This window comes from Blastococcus sp. SYSU DS0753, assembly GCF_054051175.1.
In genome coordinates this window covers 33,614-50,025 of the sequence record NZ_JBJHAT010000001.1, presented here as the reverse complement: position 1 = coordinate 50,025, position 16,412 = coordinate 33,614, and the positions used below count along the sequence as shown (strand labels likewise).

16 protein-coding genes and 1 riboswitch are annotated in these 16,412 nt (G+C 75.6%); of the genes, 5 read left to right on the top strand and 11 right to left on the bottom strand.

Going from position 1 to position 16,412, the window contains the following annotated elements; all coding sequences use genetic code 11:
- Window positions 1-84 precede the first annotated feature (84 nt).
- Genes ACI799_RS00235 through ACI799_RS00225 form a run of 3 tightly spaced genes read right to left on the bottom strand, consistent with a single transcriptional unit; the run spans window position 85 to window position 3,349 of the window.
- On the bottom strand, window positions 85-1,905 hold the full coding sequence (locus ACI799_RS00235) for a carbohydrate-binding domain-containing protein (RefSeq protein ID WP_456612063.1): 1,821 nt from the start codon (window positions 1,903-1,905) through the stop codon (window positions 85-87).
- Window positions 1,902-2,714: a polyphosphate polymerase domain-containing protein gene (locus tag ACI799_RS00230; RefSeq protein ID WP_456589667.1), complete on the bottom strand. Its 813-nt coding sequence runs from the start codon at window positions 2,712-2,714 to the stop codon at window positions 1,902-1,904. The genes ACI799_RS00235 and ACI799_RS00230 overlap by 4 nt, the downstream gene beginning before the upstream one ends.
- The gene (locus ACI799_RS00225) at window positions 2,711-3,349 is read right to left on the bottom strand and encodes a DUF4956 domain-containing protein (protein ID WP_456600381.1); all 639 of its coding nucleotides are present in this window, start codon (window positions 3,347-3,349) and stop codon (window positions 2,711-2,713) included. Before ACI799_RS00225 ends, ACI799_RS00230 begins: the two co-directional genes overlap by 4 nt.
- 179 nt (window positions 3,350-3,528) lie before the next feature.
- Here ACI799_RS00225 and ACI799_RS00220 point away from each other — a divergent pair, with 179 nt between their 5' ends.
- Window positions 3,529-3,999, top strand: coding sequence for a hypothetical protein (locus ACI799_RS00220; RefSeq protein WP_456600382.1), 471 nt, complete (start codon window positions 3,529-3,531; stop codon window positions 3,997-3,999).
- Window positions 3,996-4,436, top strand: coding sequence for a VanZ family protein (locus tag ACI799_RS00215; protein ID WP_456600383.1), 441 nt, complete (start codon window positions 3,996-3,998; stop codon window positions 4,434-4,436). Before ACI799_RS00220 ends, ACI799_RS00215 begins: the two co-directional genes overlap by 4 nt.
- Here ACI799_RS00215 and ACI799_RS00210 read toward each other — a convergent pair.
- Window positions 4,411-4,875: an SRPBCC family protein gene (locus ACI799_RS00210; protein ID WP_456600384.1), complete on the bottom strand. Its 465-nt coding sequence runs from the start codon at window positions 4,873-4,875 to the stop codon at window positions 4,411-4,413. The two genes, ACI799_RS00215 and ACI799_RS00210, sit on opposite strands and share 26 nt — an antisense overlap.
- Before the next feature lie 59 nt (window positions 4,876-4,934).
- Between ACI799_RS00210 and ACI799_RS00205 the strand changes: the two genes are divergently transcribed.
- Both ACI799_RS00205 and ACI799_RS00200 read left to right on the top strand, forming a co-directional pair.
- Window positions 4,935-5,366: a DUF1622 domain-containing protein gene (locus ACI799_RS00205; protein WP_456600385.1), complete on the top strand. Its 432-nt coding sequence runs from the start codon at window positions 4,935-4,937 to the stop codon at window positions 5,364-5,366.
- Window positions 5,363-5,719 (top strand): hypothetical protein, encoded by a 357-nt coding sequence (locus ACI799_RS00200; protein WP_456600386.1) that lies wholly within the window; start codon window positions 5,363-5,365, stop codon window positions 5,717-5,719. Before ACI799_RS00205 ends, ACI799_RS00200 begins: the two co-directional genes overlap by 4 nt.
- A gap of 67 nt (window positions 5,720-5,786) precedes the next feature.
- On the opposite strand, the gene cobN is transcribed toward ACI799_RS00200, so the two are convergent.
- The 6 genes from cobN to ACI799_RS00170 form a co-directional block, all read right to left on the bottom strand.
- Window positions 5,787-9,413 (bottom strand): cobaltochelatase subunit CobN, encoded by a 3,627-nt coding sequence (gene cobN / locus ACI799_RS00195; protein WP_456612062.1) that lies wholly within the window; start codon window positions 9,411-9,413, stop codon window positions 5,787-5,789.
- A 54-nt stretch (window positions 9,414-9,467) separates the two neighbouring features.
- Window positions 9,468-9,548, bottom strand: a riboswitch (cobalamin riboswitch).
- Window positions 9,549-9,600: 52 nt separating this feature from the next.
- Window positions 9,601-10,224, bottom strand: a complete 624-nt coding sequence (locus tag ACI799_RS00190) for an ABC transporter ATP-binding protein (protein ID WP_456612061.1) — start codon at window positions 10,222-10,224, stop codon at window positions 9,601-9,603.
- Window positions 10,224-11,024, bottom strand: coding sequence for an ATP-binding cassette domain-containing protein (locus tag ACI799_RS00185; protein WP_456589676.1), 801 nt, complete (start codon window positions 11,022-11,024; stop codon window positions 10,224-10,226). Before ACI799_RS00185 ends, ACI799_RS00190 begins: the two co-directional genes overlap by 1 nt.
- On the bottom strand, window positions 11,021-11,878 hold the full coding sequence (locus ACI799_RS00180) for an ABC transporter permease (RefSeq protein ID WP_456589677.1): 858 nt from the start codon (window positions 11,876-11,878) through the stop codon (window positions 11,021-11,023). The genes ACI799_RS00185 and ACI799_RS00180 overlap by 4 nt, the downstream gene beginning before the upstream one ends.
- A complete protein-coding gene (locus ACI799_RS00175; RefSeq protein WP_456589678.1) occupies window positions 11,875-13,008 on the bottom strand; it encodes an ABC transporter permease in 1,134 nt (377 codons plus the stop codon). The genes ACI799_RS00180 and ACI799_RS00175 overlap by 4 nt, the downstream gene beginning before the upstream one ends.
- Complete coding sequence (locus ACI799_RS00170; protein ID WP_456589679.1) at window positions 12,990-14,603, bottom strand: ABC transporter substrate-binding protein; 1,614 nt, start codon at window positions 14,601-14,603, stop codon at window positions 12,990-12,992. The genes ACI799_RS00175 and ACI799_RS00170 overlap by 19 nt, the downstream gene beginning before the upstream one ends.
- A gap of 161 nt (window positions 14,604-14,764) precedes the next feature.
- Between ACI799_RS00170 and ACI799_RS00165 the strand changes: the two genes are divergently transcribed.
- A complete protein-coding gene (locus ACI799_RS00165) occupies window positions 14,765-15,583 on the top strand; it encodes a DUF4383 domain-containing protein (protein ID WP_456612060.1) in 819 nt (272 codons plus the stop codon).
- Here ACI799_RS00165 and ACI799_RS00160 read toward each other — a convergent pair.
- Window positions 15,565-16,305: a siderophore-interacting protein gene (locus tag ACI799_RS00160; RefSeq protein ID WP_456612059.1), complete on the bottom strand. Its 741-nt coding sequence runs from the start codon at window positions 16,303-16,305 to the stop codon at window positions 15,565-15,567. The two genes, ACI799_RS00165 and ACI799_RS00160, sit on opposite strands and share 19 nt — an antisense overlap.
- Between the last annotated feature and the right edge of the window lie 107 nt (window positions 16,306-16,412).

Below are 16,412 nucleotides of genomic sequence, written 5' to 3'. Positions count from 1 at the left end.
GGCGGGTGGCAGGCCGGGCACGACGCAGCGGCGCCGCCCCCGGTCGCACGGGGCGGCGCCGCTGCTCGACGCGGGCCGGTCCGGTCAGCTGCCGGGCGGCGTCCCTCGGCCCGGCCGGCCACTCCCGCCGCCCATCCCGCCGGCGAACTCCCCGGCGGTCGCGGTGCCCGCCTGCTCGGCCCCGTCGGTGGTCCCGCTCGCCGCCAGCCCGCCCAGGTCGTTCCCGGCGGCGGTGCCACCGGTCAGGACCGTGTACGTGGCACCGCTCGCGACCTCGGCCGAGGAGTAGACGAGCGACCCGACGTCCTTCTGCGCGGTGTAGGTGGCCAGCACCTCGCCGTCGGCCGAGACGAGCTGCACCACGGTGCCCGCGGGCGCTGCGACGGTGGTCGCCACCCAGCTCTGGGCGGAGGAGGTCGTGGGGGCCTGCGCCATCCCCGCGCTGCCGGCCGCGAGCAGGACTCCCCCGCTGATCTCCAGACCGCTCTGCAGGTCGAGGGAGCCGTTGCCCGCACCGGTGGGGCCGTTGACGACCACCGTGCCGCCGGTCATGGTGCCCGTGCCGTTGGAGTCCAACCCGTCCCCACCGGCGTCGACCACGGTGCTGCCGCCGGTGACGGACAGCCGGTAGTCCCCCACCGCGGCGAACGCGTCGGCCCCGCCGCCGCCCGGGCCCAGCTGCCCGGAGCCGTCGTTGCCGCCGCCGACGTTGATGCCGTCGTCGCTCGCCGTCAGGTCCAGGTCGCCGCCGCTGATCGTGACGACGGCGCTCTCCAAAGCCTCGTACGACTCCGTGACGGTCACCGTCCCGCCGGCGACGGTCAGGTCGCCGTCGGCGTGCACGCCGTCGTCGGCGGTCGCCAGCGTCAGGGTGCCGTCGGAGATGCTGACGACGCCGTCGGAGTGCACGGCGTCGTCGGCGGCGTCGACGTCGACGGTCCCGCCGCCGACCACGACGCTGACCGTGCCCTCGAGGCCCTTCGCCGAGGCGTCCTCGGCGACGGTCTGTCCGCTGCCGCCGCCCGACACCACCGCCACGTCCCCGCCGCCGATGATCACGTCGGTCTCCGCGGTGACCCCGTCACCGGCGGCGGTCACGTCGACGGACCCGCCGGCCACGTGCACGTAGCCGGCCGCGGAGTCCTCGGCGTTGTCCGCCTTGAGCCCGTCGCCGCCCGCGGTGACGGTGAGGTCGGCGTCCCGGACGACGAGGTAGTCCTTGCCGCGGACGCCGTCGTCGACCGCGTCGACGGCGATCGTCCCCGAGTCGAGGACGAGCCCGTCCTTGCCCGCGATCCCGTCGTTGGCGTTGCCGGTGACATCGAGCGAGCCGCTGCCGGTGATCGTCAGGTCCGCGGCGCTGTACAGCGCCGCGTTCGGCTCGGCGCCGTCGGCCGCGTAGCCCGAGCCGTCGCTGAGCGCGTTCGACGACCCGTCGGCGAGCACGACGACCGCGGTGCCGGCGTCGAGGAACGCCAGGGCCGACGTGTCCGCCGACGAGACCTCGGCGTCGTCCAGGACGATCCGCACGACTTCCTCGTCCGGTGCGTCGACGACGACCTGGCCGTCGAGGGAACCGCTGAGCCGGTAGGTGCCGGCGGCGGTGATGGTCACCGTTCCGCCGTCCACGCTCACCGCGTCGGAGTCCGATGCGGCGGAGTCCCCGGTGAGCGACACGTCGACGACGTCGGCCGCTTCGTACGCCGGGTCCGCGTCGTGCGCCGCGGTGTTGGCGGCCAGGGCGTCGGCGACGCCGATCCCGCTGCCGGCGGCGATCTCCGCCGCTGAGACGGTCGCGGTCGCGCCGTCCGAGGAGCCGGCGGTCGACTCGGCCGTGCAGCCGGCGAGCACGGCAGCCACGAGGGCCGAGGCGAGGGTGGCGCGGATCTTCTTCGGACGGGTCACGGGAGGGTCCGATCGTCGGTGGCGGGGGCCGCCAGGGGGTGGAAGTGCCGGCGCAGGACCGGGCACCAGGTGTTGTCGGGGAGGTCGCCGCGCAGCGCGGCGAGGCCCGTGCCGTACTTGGAGATGCGGCTCGGCCGGTGCCCGGAGCGCCACAGCCGGCGGTCCGCGGCCGAGGCGGCGGCGCTGGACTTCGTCTCGACGACGGCGACCCCGGGGAGGGTCAGGGCGCGGCCACCCGGGAGCGCCCAGGTGAGGTCGGTGTCGATGGTGAGCCGGCTGTCGCCGATCGGGAGGTGCAGCGTGCTGCGCCGGTAGGTGGTGCGCAGGACGGGCCGCAGGTCCTCGCTGCGCACCCAGCCCAGGCCCGCCTCGCACAGCACGGCGTCGACGAAGGCTGCGCCGCCGTCCAGCCCGCGGGCCGGGCCGGGCAGCGGGATCCGGTTCTTGACCGTCGTCCCGCGACCGCCCCGGGTCTTGACCTCCAGGAAGTGGTCCCCGGAGTCCAGGTAGGTGCGGTGGCGCACCTTGAAGCGCCGCCGCCGCCGGCGGGCCGCGAGGTGGTAGCCGGCGAGGTCCGGGGTGTCGTAGTACAGGGACGCGTAGCCGAAGGAGCGGACGGCGTCGATCTCCAGCACCCGGGCGCCATCGGTCTCGGCGAGCCCTGCGACGACGTCGTCCACGGCCCCCAGGGGCAGCACGTACTTGCGGTCGACGCGCGTCTGCAGCGCCGCGCGGTCCACCATCTCCGCCAGCCCGATGGCGGGCAGCGCGCCCAGGGCCGGCAGCGCCGGGGCGGCCGGGCCGGTCACCGGACCACCGCGGCCGGGCGCGGCCGGCCGGGCTCGCCGGGCGCCGGCGCGAAACGCTCGCCAGCGCCCGTGCCGGCAGCCGGACGGCGCCGCGGGTCCAGCTCGTACCGGACGTCGACCCACGTCGTGTCGTTGACCAGGTCGACCCGCTGCACCGTCACCTGGTGCACCCGGGCGGAGAGCAGCGCCTCGAGGTGGCCGGTCAACGCCCGCTCGTCGGTGAAGGCGGTGTCGAGGACCATCACCTGCTGCCGGTACCGGCGCAGGAGGCGGGGGTGCCCCGCTGCGTACATGACGGCGAGGACCAGCGCCATCAGCGACATGGACAGCACCGGGCCCGAGGTGCCCAGGCCGCCGAGCAGGCCCAGCGCCAGGGCCGAGAAGTAGTACGCCACCTCGTGCTGCTCCAGCTCGGTCGAGCGCAAGCGGATGATCGCGAGCACCCCGAACAGCCCCAGGCCCACGCCGGCGCCCACCTCGCTGGTGGCCAGGGCGGCGGAGACGGCGAGGACGCCGACGTTGATGCCGAGGTAGGCGATGACCAGGTCGCGGCGGCGGTGGCGGGGGAAGTAGACGCCGAAGGTGAGCAGGCCGATGGCCAGCAGGTCGGCGCCGAGCAGGTAGGTGTGCGACATCGGGCTTTCCGGGAGGTGGACGGCAGGTCGACATCAGGTTGCGGTCCGGAGATGCGCTGGAACTGGGCGTGAGCTGGGGAGTTGCTGCCAGCAACCGTCCCGTCCTCGCCGTGGAACCCCACGGACGACGTCCAGCCCCCGCCCAGCCCGGTGCCAGCCGGCCGGGCGACCGTGGCGGCATGGCCGACCACGTGACCGACCTGCTCTTCGACTCCGCCGCGGCACGCACCGTGGTCCTCGCGCGGCGACCCGCGGGCGGTTGCGCCGTCGAGTGCGTCGTCTCCGACGTCGTCTGGAGCGACGTCGTCCGGCTGCTCCGGTGGGCCACGGCGGACACCCGCCACGACCTCGCCCTGGAGACCGGGGCGTGGTGGCGGCTGGCCGCCGCGTGCGCGGACCTCCTCGGCCGACTGCCGGGCCTCTGCGACGAGCTCGCCGAGCCGTGGGGCATCGACGGCTCGGTGGCGGTTCCGCCGGAGCTCGACGCCCGGGCCCGCATCGCCTGGTCGGCCGACCGGGTCGTGCGGCTGCTGAGGGCGCCGCACCCCGTGCCGCTGCGCACCCTCGCCGCCGAGATCGACGTGCTGGGCGCGGCCGCGGTGCAGTCGCTGGCCGGCTCCGCCGCCCCTGTCGTCAGGCCGGCAGCGTGAGCTCCCGGTCCACCGCTCTCCCCCTCGGCCTGGGGGCAGCCCTCCTGGCGGTCGCCGCCCTGACCCTGGCCCCGGAAGGCACCGGCTGGGCGTGGGGCTCACCGGCCGTGGAGCTGCGCTGGTACCTGGGCGGTCTGGACTCCGGCGCCACAGTGCTGCAGCTGCTGGGGAACCTGGTGCTGCTCGTCGTCCCGGCGGCGCTGGCGGTCCTCCGCTGGCCCGCGCTGGGCCGGCCGGGCCGGCTCGTCCTGGCCGCCACGGCCACGGCCACCGCCATCGAGCTCCTCCAGTGGGCGCTCCCGCTCGGGCGGGTCGTGTCGCCGCTGGACGCCGTGCTCAACGCCGCTGGCGCCGTCGCGGCCGGCCTCCTCGTGGCCGCCGCGACCGCGATCGGGCGGACCGGCGGCCGGCTCAGCCCGACTCGGCGATCCGCTTGATCGCCGCGAGGGTGGCGGGGATGCCCTCGTGCGCCTGCCGGGTGCGGAGGGCGATCTGCTCGTCGGCCCGCTCCCCGTAGCGCTCGGCGAAGAGGGCCAGCCCACCGGGCAGGAACTCCCACGACTCGGTGAGCTCCGTCCCGCCGGCGACGGGGGCGAGCGTGAAGCTCCAGTGCACCAGGTTGCCGCCGACGACCCAGGCGAACTCCCGGCCGCGGTCGGCCACCACCACCTGCGAGCGCGTCTCCCAGGTCCGGTCCGGGGTCACGTTGCGCCCGCTGAACCAGTCCCCGACCGCGCCCGACGCACCCTCGTCCCACCAGCACTCCCGGCAGACGGGGCTCCACTCCCCGGTGCGGGTCACGTCGGAGACCAGGTCGTACAGCTCCTCGGGCGACGTCGCGACGGTGATCGACCGGGAGTGGCGCAGCTCGCTCATCGGCGCAGTCTCGCAGGCGCCATGCGTGGTCGCGCGGGCCCGCCGGGTATGCGCGCCGCGTGGAAGAGCTGCTGCAGGACGTCGTGGACGTGCTCGTCGTCGTCGTGGAGGCCTGCGGTGCCGCCGTGATCATCATCGGGGCCGTGTGGGCGTTCATCCGGTTCGCCTGGGCCGGCCTGCGGCACCGCGACGTGCACGGCTTCGTGCCGGTCCGGCTGACGCTGGGCCGGTTCCTCGCCCTGGGGCTGGAGTTCCAGCTCGCCAGCGACGTCCTGCGCACCGCCGTGGCCCCCAGCTGGGAGGAGATCGGGCAGCTCGCCGCCATCGCGGCCATCCGGACGGCGCTGAACTACTTCCTCGGCAAGGAGATCGCCGAGGAGCGCCGCGAGGTCGCGGAGGACCGCGAACGGTCCGGGCGGGGATCGGACGACGCCGCGTCGCCGCAGCGCACGGCCGGGACGGCGCCGGACCGTCGGGGGCGGCCGGGGTGAACGCCTGGCTCGCCACGGTCACCGGCCTGGCCGCGCAGGTGGTCGTCGTGCTCGCCCTGCTGTCCGGCGCGCTGGTGCTGGCAGTGACCCGTTCGCCGGCTCCGGCGCTCGCGATCACCCTCGACCACCTCGTCGCGGCCGGGCTGCTCCGGCTGGCCGGCGAGCCGAGCTGGCAGGCGATCATGACGGCCGCGGTGGTGATCGCTCTCCGGCACCTGGCCGGCTACTCCCTGCGCCACGGGGCCGCGTCGTGGCGGAAGGGGCCGGGCCCCCGTGCCGGCCGGTCCCCCCTGCTCCCGCGGCGGCTGCAGGACGAGGTGCACCGCGCCCTGCACCCCGCCTGGCGGCGGTGACACCGTCGTCCTGGGGCACCTGCGGGCCACGACCCGGCTCCCCTGACCCGGTCCGCGGTCCCGGGGGTCAGGACCGCCCGGGCTCCGCCGACGCCGGCGTCTGCCCGCCCTCCAGGTCGCCCTCGGTGTCGAGGTAGGCCTGCTGGAGCTCGGCGAGCAGCGCCGGATCCGGCTCGGCCCACATCTTCCGGTCCACCGCCTCGAGCAGCCGCTCGGCGATCCCGTGCAGCGCCCAGGGGTTGCTCGTCTCCAGGAACTCCCGGTTCTCCGGGTCGAGCACGTAGGTCTGGGCCAGCTTCTCGTACATCCAGTCGGCGACCACGCCGGTCGTGGCGTCGTAGCCGAACAGGTAGTCCACGGTCGCGGCGAGCTCGAAGGCGCCCTTGTAGCCGTGCCGTCGCATGGCGGCCAGCCACTTGGGGTTGACCACCCGGGCGCGGAACACCCGCGCGGTCTCCTCGGACAGCGACCGGGTGCGCACGTGCTCGGGCCGCGTCGAGTCACCGATGTAGGCCGCGGGCGCCCGGCCGGTGAGCGCGCGGACCGTGGCCACCATCCCGCCGTGGTACTGGAAGTAGTCGTCGGAGTCGGCGATGTCGTGCTCGCGGGTGTCGACGTTCTTGGCCGCGACGGCGATCCGCCGGTACGCGGCCTCCATGTCCGGCCGCGCCTGGACGCCGTCGAGGTCGCGGCCGTAGGCGTAGCCGCCCCAGACGGCGTAGACCTCGGCGAGGTCGGCGTCCCCCCGCCAGTTGCGCGAGTCGATCAGCGGTAGCACCCCGGCCCCGTAGGCGCCGGGCTTCGAGCCGAACACCCGGGTGGTGGCCCGCCGCCGGTCGCCGTGGGCCGCCTCGTCCGCGTCCACGTGCGCCTTCACGTAGTTGGCGTCCGCCGGCTCGTCGAGCCCGGCGACCAGGGTGACCGCGTCGTCGAGCATGGTCACCACGTGCGGGAAGGCGTCCCGGAAGAAGCCGCTGATCCGCACGGTGACGTCGATCCGCGGCCGGCCGAGCTCGTCGAGCGGAACCGGCTCCAGCGCGGTGACCCGCCGCGAGGCGTCGTCCCACACCGGCCGGACGCCGAGCAGCGCGAGCACCTCGGCGACGTCGTCGCCGGAGGTGCGCATCGCCGAGGTGCCCCACACGGAGAGGCCGACCGAGCGGGGCCACTCGCCGGTGTCGGCGCGGTACCGGTCGAGCAGCGACTCGGCCATCGCCGAACCGGTCTCCCACGCCAGCCGGGAGGGCACCGCGCGCGGGTCGACGGAGTAGAAGTTGCGCCCGGTCGGCAGCACGTTCACCAGCCCGCGCAGCGGGGAGCCCGACGGCCCGGCGGGCACGTAGCCGCCCTCGAGCGCGTGCAGCGTCGCGTCCAGCTCGTCGGTGGTGCGCGCCAGCCGCGGCACCACCTCGTCGACGGCGAACCGCAGCACCGCGGCCACGGCGTCGTCGTCGTGGCCGAGCACCTCCCGGACGACGTCGGCCACGGCGTCGGGCGTCCACCCTCGGGCCTCCATGCCGGCGACGAGCGCCTCGGCCCGCGCCTCCACCTGGTCGGTGGCGGTGCGGCCGGCGGTGCCGTCCTCGGTCAGGCCGAGCGCCTCGCGCAGCCCGGGCAGGGCGACCGAGCCGCCCCAGATCTGGCGTGCCCGCAGCATCGCCAGGACGAGGTCCACGCGGTCCTGCCCCGACGGCGGGGTGCCGAGCACGTGCAGCCCGTCGCGGATCTGCGAGTCCTTGATCTCGCAGAGCCAGCCGTCGACGTGCAGGATCATCTCGTCGAAGTGGTCGTCCTCCGGCCGCTCGTTCAGCCCGAGGTCGGCGTCGAGCTTCGCCGCCTGCAGCAGCGTCCAGATCTGCGCGCGCACCGCCGGCAGCTTCGCCGGGTCCATGGCGGCGACGTTGGCGTGCTCGTCGAGCAGCTGCTCCAGCCGGGCGATGTCACCGTAGGAGTCCGCCCGGGCCATCGGCGGCACCATGTGGTCGACGAGCGTGGCGTGCGCCCGTCGCTTGGCCTGGCTGCCCTCGCCCGGGTCGTTGACCAGGAACGGGTACACCAGCGGCAGGTCGCCGATCGCGGCGTCGGGGCCGCAGGAGGGCGAGAGCCCGACGGTCTTGCCCGGCAGCCACTCCATGTTCCCGTGCTTGCCGACGTGCACCAGCGCGTGCGCGCCGAACACCGAGCGCAGCCACCAGTAGGCCGCGAGGTAGTGGTGGGACGGCGGCAGGTCGGGGTCGTGGTAGATCGCGATCGGGTTCTCCCCGAAGCCGCGCGGCGGCTGCACCATCACCACGACGTTGCCGGCGCGCAGCGCGGCGAAGACGATCGCCTGGTCGTCGCCGGAGCCGTCCACGAAGAGCGAGCCGGGGGCCTCACCCCAGTGCTCCACCATGGCCTCGCGCAGGTCGGCGGGGAGGGTGTCGAAGAAGCGCCGGTACTCGGAGGCATCGATGCGGACCGGGTTCCCGCTCAGCTGCTCCTCGGTGAGCCAGTTCTCGTCCTGGCCGCCGGCGGCGATCAGCGCGTGCACCAGGGCGTCGCCGTCGAGGTCGGCGACGCCGGGCAGCGCGTCGAGGCCGTCGAACGGGCCGATGTCGTACCCGGCGCCGTGCATGGCGGCGAGCAGCCGGACGACCGAGGCCGGCGTGTCCAGCCCGACCGCGTTGCCGATGCGGGCGTGCTTGGTCGGGTAGGCGCTGAGCATGACGACGATCCGGCGCTCGGCGGGTGGGGTGTGCCGCAGCCGGGCGTGGGCGACGGCGGTGCCGGCCACCCGTGCGGCCCGCTCGGGGTCGGGCACGTAGTGCGTCAGGCCGTCGGCGTCGGTCTCCTTGAAGGAGAAGGGCACGCTGATCAGGCGGCCGTCGAACTCGGGGATGGCGACCTGGTTGCCGACGTCGAGCGGCGACAGCCCGTCGTCGTCGGCGAGCCACTCCTCTCGGGAGCGGGTGAGGCACAGCCCCTGGATCACCGGCACGTCGAGCTCGGCGAGGGCACCGACGTCCCAGGCGCCGTCGTCGCCGCCGGCCTGCGCGGTCGCCGGGCGGGAGCCGCCGGCGGCCAGGACGGTGACCACCAGCGCGTCGGCGGTGCGCAGGGTCTCCAGCAGGTCGCCGGGCACGCTGCGCAGCGAGCTCACGAACACCGGCAGCGCGCGGCCACCGGCGTCCTCGATCGCGGTGCACAGCGACTCGACGAACGCCGTGTTCCCGGCCAGGTGGTGGGCGCGGTAGTAGAGCACCGCGACGGTCGGGCCGGTCCCCCGGGAGCTCCGCTCGAGCAGCCCCCAGTCGGGCGCGACCGACGGCGGCTCGAACCCCTCCCCGGTGAGCAGCACGGTGTCGGAGAGGAACCGGTGCAGCTGGGTGAGGTTGTCCGGCCCGCCCTGCGCCAGGTAGCCGTGCGCCTCGGTCGCCACGCCCATGGGCACGGTGGAGAGCTCCATGAGCTCGGCGTCGGGCAGCTGCTCACCGCCCAGCACGACGACGGGGACGCCGGAGCCCAGCAGCGGCGCGAGCACCTCCTCGTACTGGCGGCGGACGCCCAGGATGCGGACGACGACCAGCTCGCTGCCCTCCGTGAGGGCAGCCATGCCGGCGGCGTCGAGGCGGGCGGGGTTGCCCAGCCGCCAGTCGGCGCCGCTGGCGCGGGCGGAGAGCAGGTCGGTGTCGCTGGTGGAGAGCAGGGTGAACACGTGTGTGCGGCCTCCCTCGGGGTCCGCGCCCCGGGTCGTCGGGCACGGCAGCCGGAGTGTCTGGCTCGCCCCCGCTGCTGAGCGCAGCGCGGGCTCACAGTGGCGGGACCGCGCCGGGTTCGCACCGGCTTCCTCGCTGCACTGCCGTGTTGTGCCGCAGACGCTACCGGGCGGTCCCGCGACCGTCTCAGCCGTCGGTCCCGGCCCCGTCCCAGTCGACGACGCGGTCGGCCACCGCGTTCACCAGCGGGCGGTCGTGCGAGATCGCGAGGACGCCGATGCCGGCCGACCGGCAGTGCTCGAGCAGCAGCCGCCAGATCGCCGCCTGGGTGACCGGGTCGAGGCTGGCGGTGATCTCGTCGGCCACCAGGTGACGCGGCCGGGCGAGCAGTGCCCGGGCGAGGGCCACGCGCTGGAGCTGGCCGCCGCTGATCTCGTGCGGGCGGCGGTCCAGCCAGCCGGGGTCGACCAGCCGCGGGTCCAGCGCCGCCGGCTCGTCGGCCGGCGCGCCGGTCGCGGCGAGCACCTGCCGGACCGTCCAGCGCGGGTCCATCGCCCGCTCCGGGTGCTGGAAGACGAGCTGGACCGGGTGCGGTGCCCGACCGGACCGTGGCTCCCGGCCGTCGAGGGTGACCCGGCCGCGGTGCGGCCGCGCGAAACCGGCCAGCACCCGCCCCAGGGTGCTCTTGCCCCCGCCGCTCGGACCGCACAGCCCGACCACCTCGCCGGCCTCGATCGCGAGGTCCGCCCCGGCGAGCACCCACGGGCGGTCGCGGCCGTAGCGGAACCAGACGTCCTCGGCGCGCAGCATCACGCCTCCGCCGGCACGCGGAAGCCGTGCGCCGGCAGCGCCTGCCACATCGCCCGCGTGTAGGGGTGGGCCAGCCGCTCCCCGGTCCCGGTGAAGTCGGCGGGGCGGGCCTCGTCCACGGTGCGCCCCTCGCGGCAGATCACCACCCGGTCGGCGACCTCGACCGCGGCCTCGAGCTCGTGGGTGATGAGCACGACGGCGCAGCCGTCGTCGGCCAGCCCGCGGAGCTCGGCCAGCGTCGACCGGACGGTCGCGGTGGGCAGCCCGGTGGTCGGCTCGTCGGCGAGCAGCAGCCGGGGCCGGCTCATCGTCGCCATCGCGACCAGCACCCGGCGGGCCATGCCGCCGGAGAGCTCGTGCGGGTACCGGCGGAGCACCTCCGCGCCGAGGCCGCGCCGCTCCAGCGCCTCCGCCGCGGCGCGGCGCGGATCGGGGTGCCCGGCCAGCCGCGCCGACCGCCGGACCTGGCGGCCGACGGGGCTGGTGGGGTCGAGGAAGGCCGCCGACTGCGGCAGCAGCGTGGCCTCACGACCGGCCAGCCGGCGCCGGTCCTCCGGCGCACGCACGGTGCCGTCGAAGGCGATCGTCCCCCGCTCGACGGCGTTGGGCGGCAGCAGGCCCAGGACGGCGTGCGCGAGCAGGCTCTTGCCGGCCCCGCTGGCGCCGACGAGGGCGACCACCTCTCCGGCCGGGGCCATGAGGTCCATGCCGGCCAGCGCGGTCACCGTCCGGCGACGCAGCCCCCGCTCGTACTGGACGAAGTCCACCTCGAGGCCGCGGACCTCCAGCAGCGCGCTCACAGGTGGGCGCTCCGCGGGTCGAGCAGGGCGCGGCCGTTCTCCCCGATCGTGTCGACGAGCTTGACCACGGCCAGCAGGCACAGCCCCGGCAGGACCGCGAGCCACCACGTCCCCGCGCTCAGGTAGCGCATCGCCTCGGCCAGCAGCACCCCGATCGAGGGCTCACCGGGGTCGACGCCGAGCCCGAGGAACGACAGGGCCGCCTCGTGCAGGATCGCGTGCGGGAAGAGCAGGACCGTGCCGACGACGAAGTGGCCGGTCAGGTGGCCGGCCAGGTGGTGCCGGGCGATCCAGCCGCGACCGCGGCCGAGCTGCCGGGAGACGGCGACGTAGTCGGAGGAGACGACCTCGCGCGCCCGGCCGCGCAGCACCCGGGTCAGCGTCGGCCAGTGGGTCAGGGCCACGGCGACCACCGTGGCCCGCGTGCCGCCGCCGAGCGCGAACGCGAGCAGGATCAGCAGCACCAGGTGCGGCAGGGCGAGGAACAGGTCGACCAGCCAGCTCACGACCCGGTCGACGACGCCGCCGAACACCGCGGCGGCGCAGGCCAGCACCAGCGCGATCCCGGCGGAGATCAGCGCCGCACCCGTTCCGACGAGCAGGCTGAGCCGGAGCCCGGACAGGACACGGGCGAGCACGTCCCGGCCCAGCGGGTCGGTGCCGAACGGGTGCTCGGCCGACGGCGCCAGGTTGCGGTCGCCCAGCTGGGTCGTGACGGCGTCGTCGGCCGCCAGCCCCCCGGCGACGAGGACGGCGAGCACCACCACCAGGGACAGGCCGGTCCAGGCGAGGGTGCGGCGGCGGCGGTCACCGAGGAACCCCGGCCGGACGGCCGGCTCGGCGGCGGCGCTCATCGCACCCCCTGGCCGGCCGGGGACGGGGCGACCGGCGACGCCGCCCGATCGGGCAGCTCGTCGGGCGACGGGGAGCGGGGCGCGAGCACCGGGCCGCGCAGGCCGCGCCGCGCCCGGCGGGCGCCGGCGAGGTCCGCCGAGACCCGCGGGTCCAGCCGCGCGTGGACGAGGTCACCGAGCTGGTTGCCGACGAAGACGAACACGGTGGTGAACAGCACGATGCCCAGCAGCAGGGGCACGTCCTGCCCCAGCGCGGCGGCCGTCGTCGCCGCGCCGAGGCCGGGGTAGGCGAACACCTGCTCGGCCAGCACGGCGCCGCCGAAGAGCTCGCCCAGCGAGCTGAACTGCAGCAGCACGGCCGGCGCCGCGGCGTTGCGCAGCACCCGGTGGACGACGACGCCGCGCGTCGACTCCCCCTGAGCTCGGGCGAAGGCGACGTAGTCGCTGGCCAGCGCCTCCACGACCGCGTGCCGGGTGTGCAGGACGACCGGGGCGATGCCCACGACCGACAGCGTCAGCGCCGGCAGCGCGAGGTGGTGCAGCCGGTCCAGCAGGGTCACGTCCTCGGCGAGCGTCCCGACCGGGACGGCGCAGCACACCGGCGTCCACCCCAGCTGGACGGAGAAGACGTAGAGCAGGAGGAGCCCGACCCAGAAGGTCGGCGCGGAGGCCAGGGTGTAGGCCCACCAGCAGATCGCCCGGTCGGCGAAGCGTCCCCGCCGCGCCCCGGCGAGCACGCCGAGCGCGAACCCGACCAGCCCCGACAGCAGCCAGGCGGTGGCCATGAGCGCGAGGCTGGCGAGGAAGCGCTCACCGATGACGTCGGCCACGGGCTGGCCGAACGTCAGCGAGCGGCCGAGGTCGCCCTGCACGACCTGCCCGAGCCAGGCGGCGAACCGCTCGGGCGCCGGCTCGTCCAGCCCCCACCGCTCGGCGATCTGCGCCCGCTGCTCCGGGCCGATCGCGGCCACGTCCCCGCCGACGTAGGCGTTCACCGGGTCGACCGGTGAGTGGACCATCAGCGTGAACGAGGCGACCGCGACCGCCGCGAGGAGGAGCACGAGCCGCACCAGCCGGCCGCCCGTCCACCGCAGCGCCGGTCGAGCGCGGCTCAGCAGCTCCACTGCCACCCGGCGATGCCCGCGGTGATCGGCCAGCCGTGCCCGTGCGGTTCGACCTGCGTCGAGCCGAGGTCGAGGCACTCGTCGACGAAGTAGGTGTGGTCGAGGTTGACCAGCCACGCCCAGGCGGCGTCCCCCGACGGCCCGAAGCCGGTGCCCTCGCCGTCGTACTGGGCGGCCCGCCAGTGCGGGATGGCGCTCTCCTGGTCGGGCGCGGTCATCGCCGCCTCGAGCTGCTCGTCGACCGCCGGGTTGGCGTAGAAGCCCGGGTTCCAGTACTCGACCCCGGCCTGGCGCGAGGAGTAGAGGTTGTACATCTCGGTGGGGTCGTGGCTCCCCCAGCCGAACAGGACGGCGTCGGCGTGCAGCCGCTGGTCGATGACGTCCCAGCTGGCGCCGTCCGCGGTGACCTCGATGCCCACGGGCGCGAGCATGTCCGCGACCGACAGCGCGAGCGCCTGCCGCAGCGAGTCGCCCGCGGGGTAGAGCAGTGTGAACGCGGCCGGGACGCCGTCCCGCTCGCGCACGCCGTCGCCGTCGGAGTCCACCCAGCCGGCCTCGTCCAGCAGCTGCCCGGCCCGCTCCGGGTCGGCGTCCTCGATCGCCGCCGCCGGCTCCGCCCAGGGCAGGCCGTCGACCGGTCCCGTCGCCGGGGAGCCGAAGCCCTCCAGGACGCCGTCGACGAGCGCCGCCCGGTCCACTGCGTGGTTGACGGCCTGGCGGATCGCCCGGTCGGAGGTCACGTCGTTGCCGATCGGCTGCCCGTCGTCGGTGGTGCGGCCCTCGTCCGGCACGTACGGGAACATGATCCCGCGGTTGTCGACCGACGGGACGGCGACCAGCCGCATGCCCGGCACCTGGGTCGTCGCCAGCGCGGACGGGACCGCCGCCATGTCGACCTGGCCGGCCGTCGCGGCCGCCAGCGAGGTGTCCTCGCCGGTGAACTGGAAGACGATCCGCTCGAACTCCGGCTGCTCGCCGTAGTAGTCCTCGTTGCGGTTCACGATGAGCTGCTGGCCCTCGTCCCACTGCACGAAGCTGAACGGCCCCGAGCCCACCGGGTCGCGCGCGTAGTCCGGGCCGTGCGCGTGCTCGGGCACGATGCCCAGCGAGACGAGCCGGTTGACGAAGGTGCTCTGCGGTCGCTCCAGGCGGAGCTCCACCGTGTCCTCGTCGACGGCGACCGCCTCGGCCAGCGCGGTGACGTCGGTGAGGCCGCCGCTCCGGCTCGCGGTGGTGAACGTGTAGGCGACGTCGTCGGCGGTCACCGGCTCGCCGTCGGTGAAGCGCGCGTCGGTGCGGATGTCGACGGTCCAGACCAGACCGTCCTCGCTCACCGACCACTCGGTGGCGAGGTCCGGGACCAGGTCGAGGTCGGCGTTCCGGCTCAGCAGCGTGGACTGGAACAGCGGCGAACCGTACCGGCCCCAGCCGAGGGTCGGGTCGAAGCCGTCGTCCGGCTCACCGCCGATGGCCAGACGCAGCTCGGTCGGCGCGACGTCGGCGGCCGGTGCGGCCGCTCCCCCGCCGCCGCAGCCGCTCAGCGCGACCAGGGCCACCGCACCCATCGCGGCGACCCGCCCCGCCGGCCACTCCCCGCCCACGCCCGCTCCCGTCCTCGACCTGCTCCGACCCTCGGCCTCCGACTCTATTGCAAAGTCTTTGCAACAGACTCGTCGGTGTCGGTACCGGTGCCGCCCGGCGCATCCGGATGGGACCGCCCGGCGGAAGCAGGGGTGTCGAACGGACCACCGAGGGAGTCGTCATGGCACTGCGTCCCCACCTCCGCCGCACCGGCCCCGCCGCCGGGGCCCCACCGGCTGCCGGCGCGGCCGCCCCGCCGGCAGCCGGCACCCCGACGCCGCCGGCGTCCCGAACCCGCCCGGCGCCCTCCGCGCCGCCCGCGGGTGGCCGCAGCCCGGGCGGCGACCGGGTCCTCGCCGTGCACCGGATCGGCGCACTGCTCGTCGCCGCGGTGATCGCGGTCTTCGGCATCCTCGGCTTCGCCGACGGGCTGGAGTTCTTCTCGACCGACGGCGAGCGGATCCTGGGGCTGTCGTCCAACGGCCTGCTGTCGACGATCTCGGTGGTCACCGCCGCCGTGCTCGTCGCGGCGGCCCTCCGCGGGCCGCACATCGCGTCGACGGTCATGATCGTCGTCGGCGTGCTGTTCCTGGTCTCGGCGCTGGCCAATCTGGCCGTGCTGCAGACCGGGTTGAACGTGCTCGCGTTCCGCTTCGCCAACGTCGTCTTCTCGGTCGTCGCCGGACTGGTCCTGCTGCTCCTGGGCGCCTACGGGCGGGTCAGCGGGAACCTGCCGCCCGACAGCCCCTACGCCCGCCCCGGCAGCGATGCCGGCGGCGACGACCCGGCCGCCGACCACCCCTCCACCCCGGCGGAGTTCGCCGCCGAGCGGGCGATGCGGGACGCCGAGGTGGCGGTGGTGCAGCACACCGCGACCCCCGACCAGCAGCGCCGCGTGTCGGCCATGTCAGCCGCGCACAGCCGGGCGGAGCGCCGTCGGATCTGGCTCTCCTTCGACGCGCCCACCGGCGGGGCGAGGCCTCAGGTGGCCGACCAGTAGCCCACAGCGGAGACCCGGTCCCTCGCCACGCCGAGCTCCCGGCGCAGGTGCTTGGCGAGGGCCCGGGTCGCCGCCGCCTCGCAGGCGGCCCAGAACCAGTCCCGGGCCGGGTCGGCCCCCCGGGATGCCGTCGGACCCGCCGCCCAGGCGGCGGTCACCGCGTCGCGCAGCGCCTCCCCGGGCGCACCGTCGCGGTCCACCCACACGACCTCCTGCCCCGCGGCGGCGTTGACCGGGAGGTCGCGGTCGGACGGGTGGCCCGCCTCCAGCCACACGCGCGCGGGCAGCTCCGCGTGGTGGGCCAGCAGCGAGTTCACCGCGGGCAGCGACGCGGGGTCGCCGACGAGGTGGAGCAGCCGGGTGCCGGCGGGCGGCCACTCGTCGCGGGTGCCCTGCACCGTCACCTCGATCGTGTCCCCGGGGCGGGCGGCCAGGGACCAGTTCGCCGCCGGGCCGTCGTGCAGCGCGAACTCCAGGTCGAAGGTGCCCGCCGCGGGATCGGGGGCGACGAGCGTGTACGCCCGCTGGTGCGGCCGGCCACCGTCGGAGAACCAGACCCGCACCCACATCGCCGGGTGCGGCGGGCAGGCGGCGAGCAGACCACCGTCGGCCAGGTGCACCCGCTGGTACCGCTCCCCCACCCGCTCGCTGCCCCGCACGGTGAGGACGAAGTCCTTGCCGCGCAGCGCCTTCAGGACCACGCCTTCCCAGCCGTGCTGCACCGCTCGCCCCCTCTCGACGTCGTGTGCGGGACCCCCCGGAACCGGGCTCCGGAGCTGTGTATGGTCCCGCTTGGTTAGGTGAGGCTAACCTACGAGAGGGGACTTCC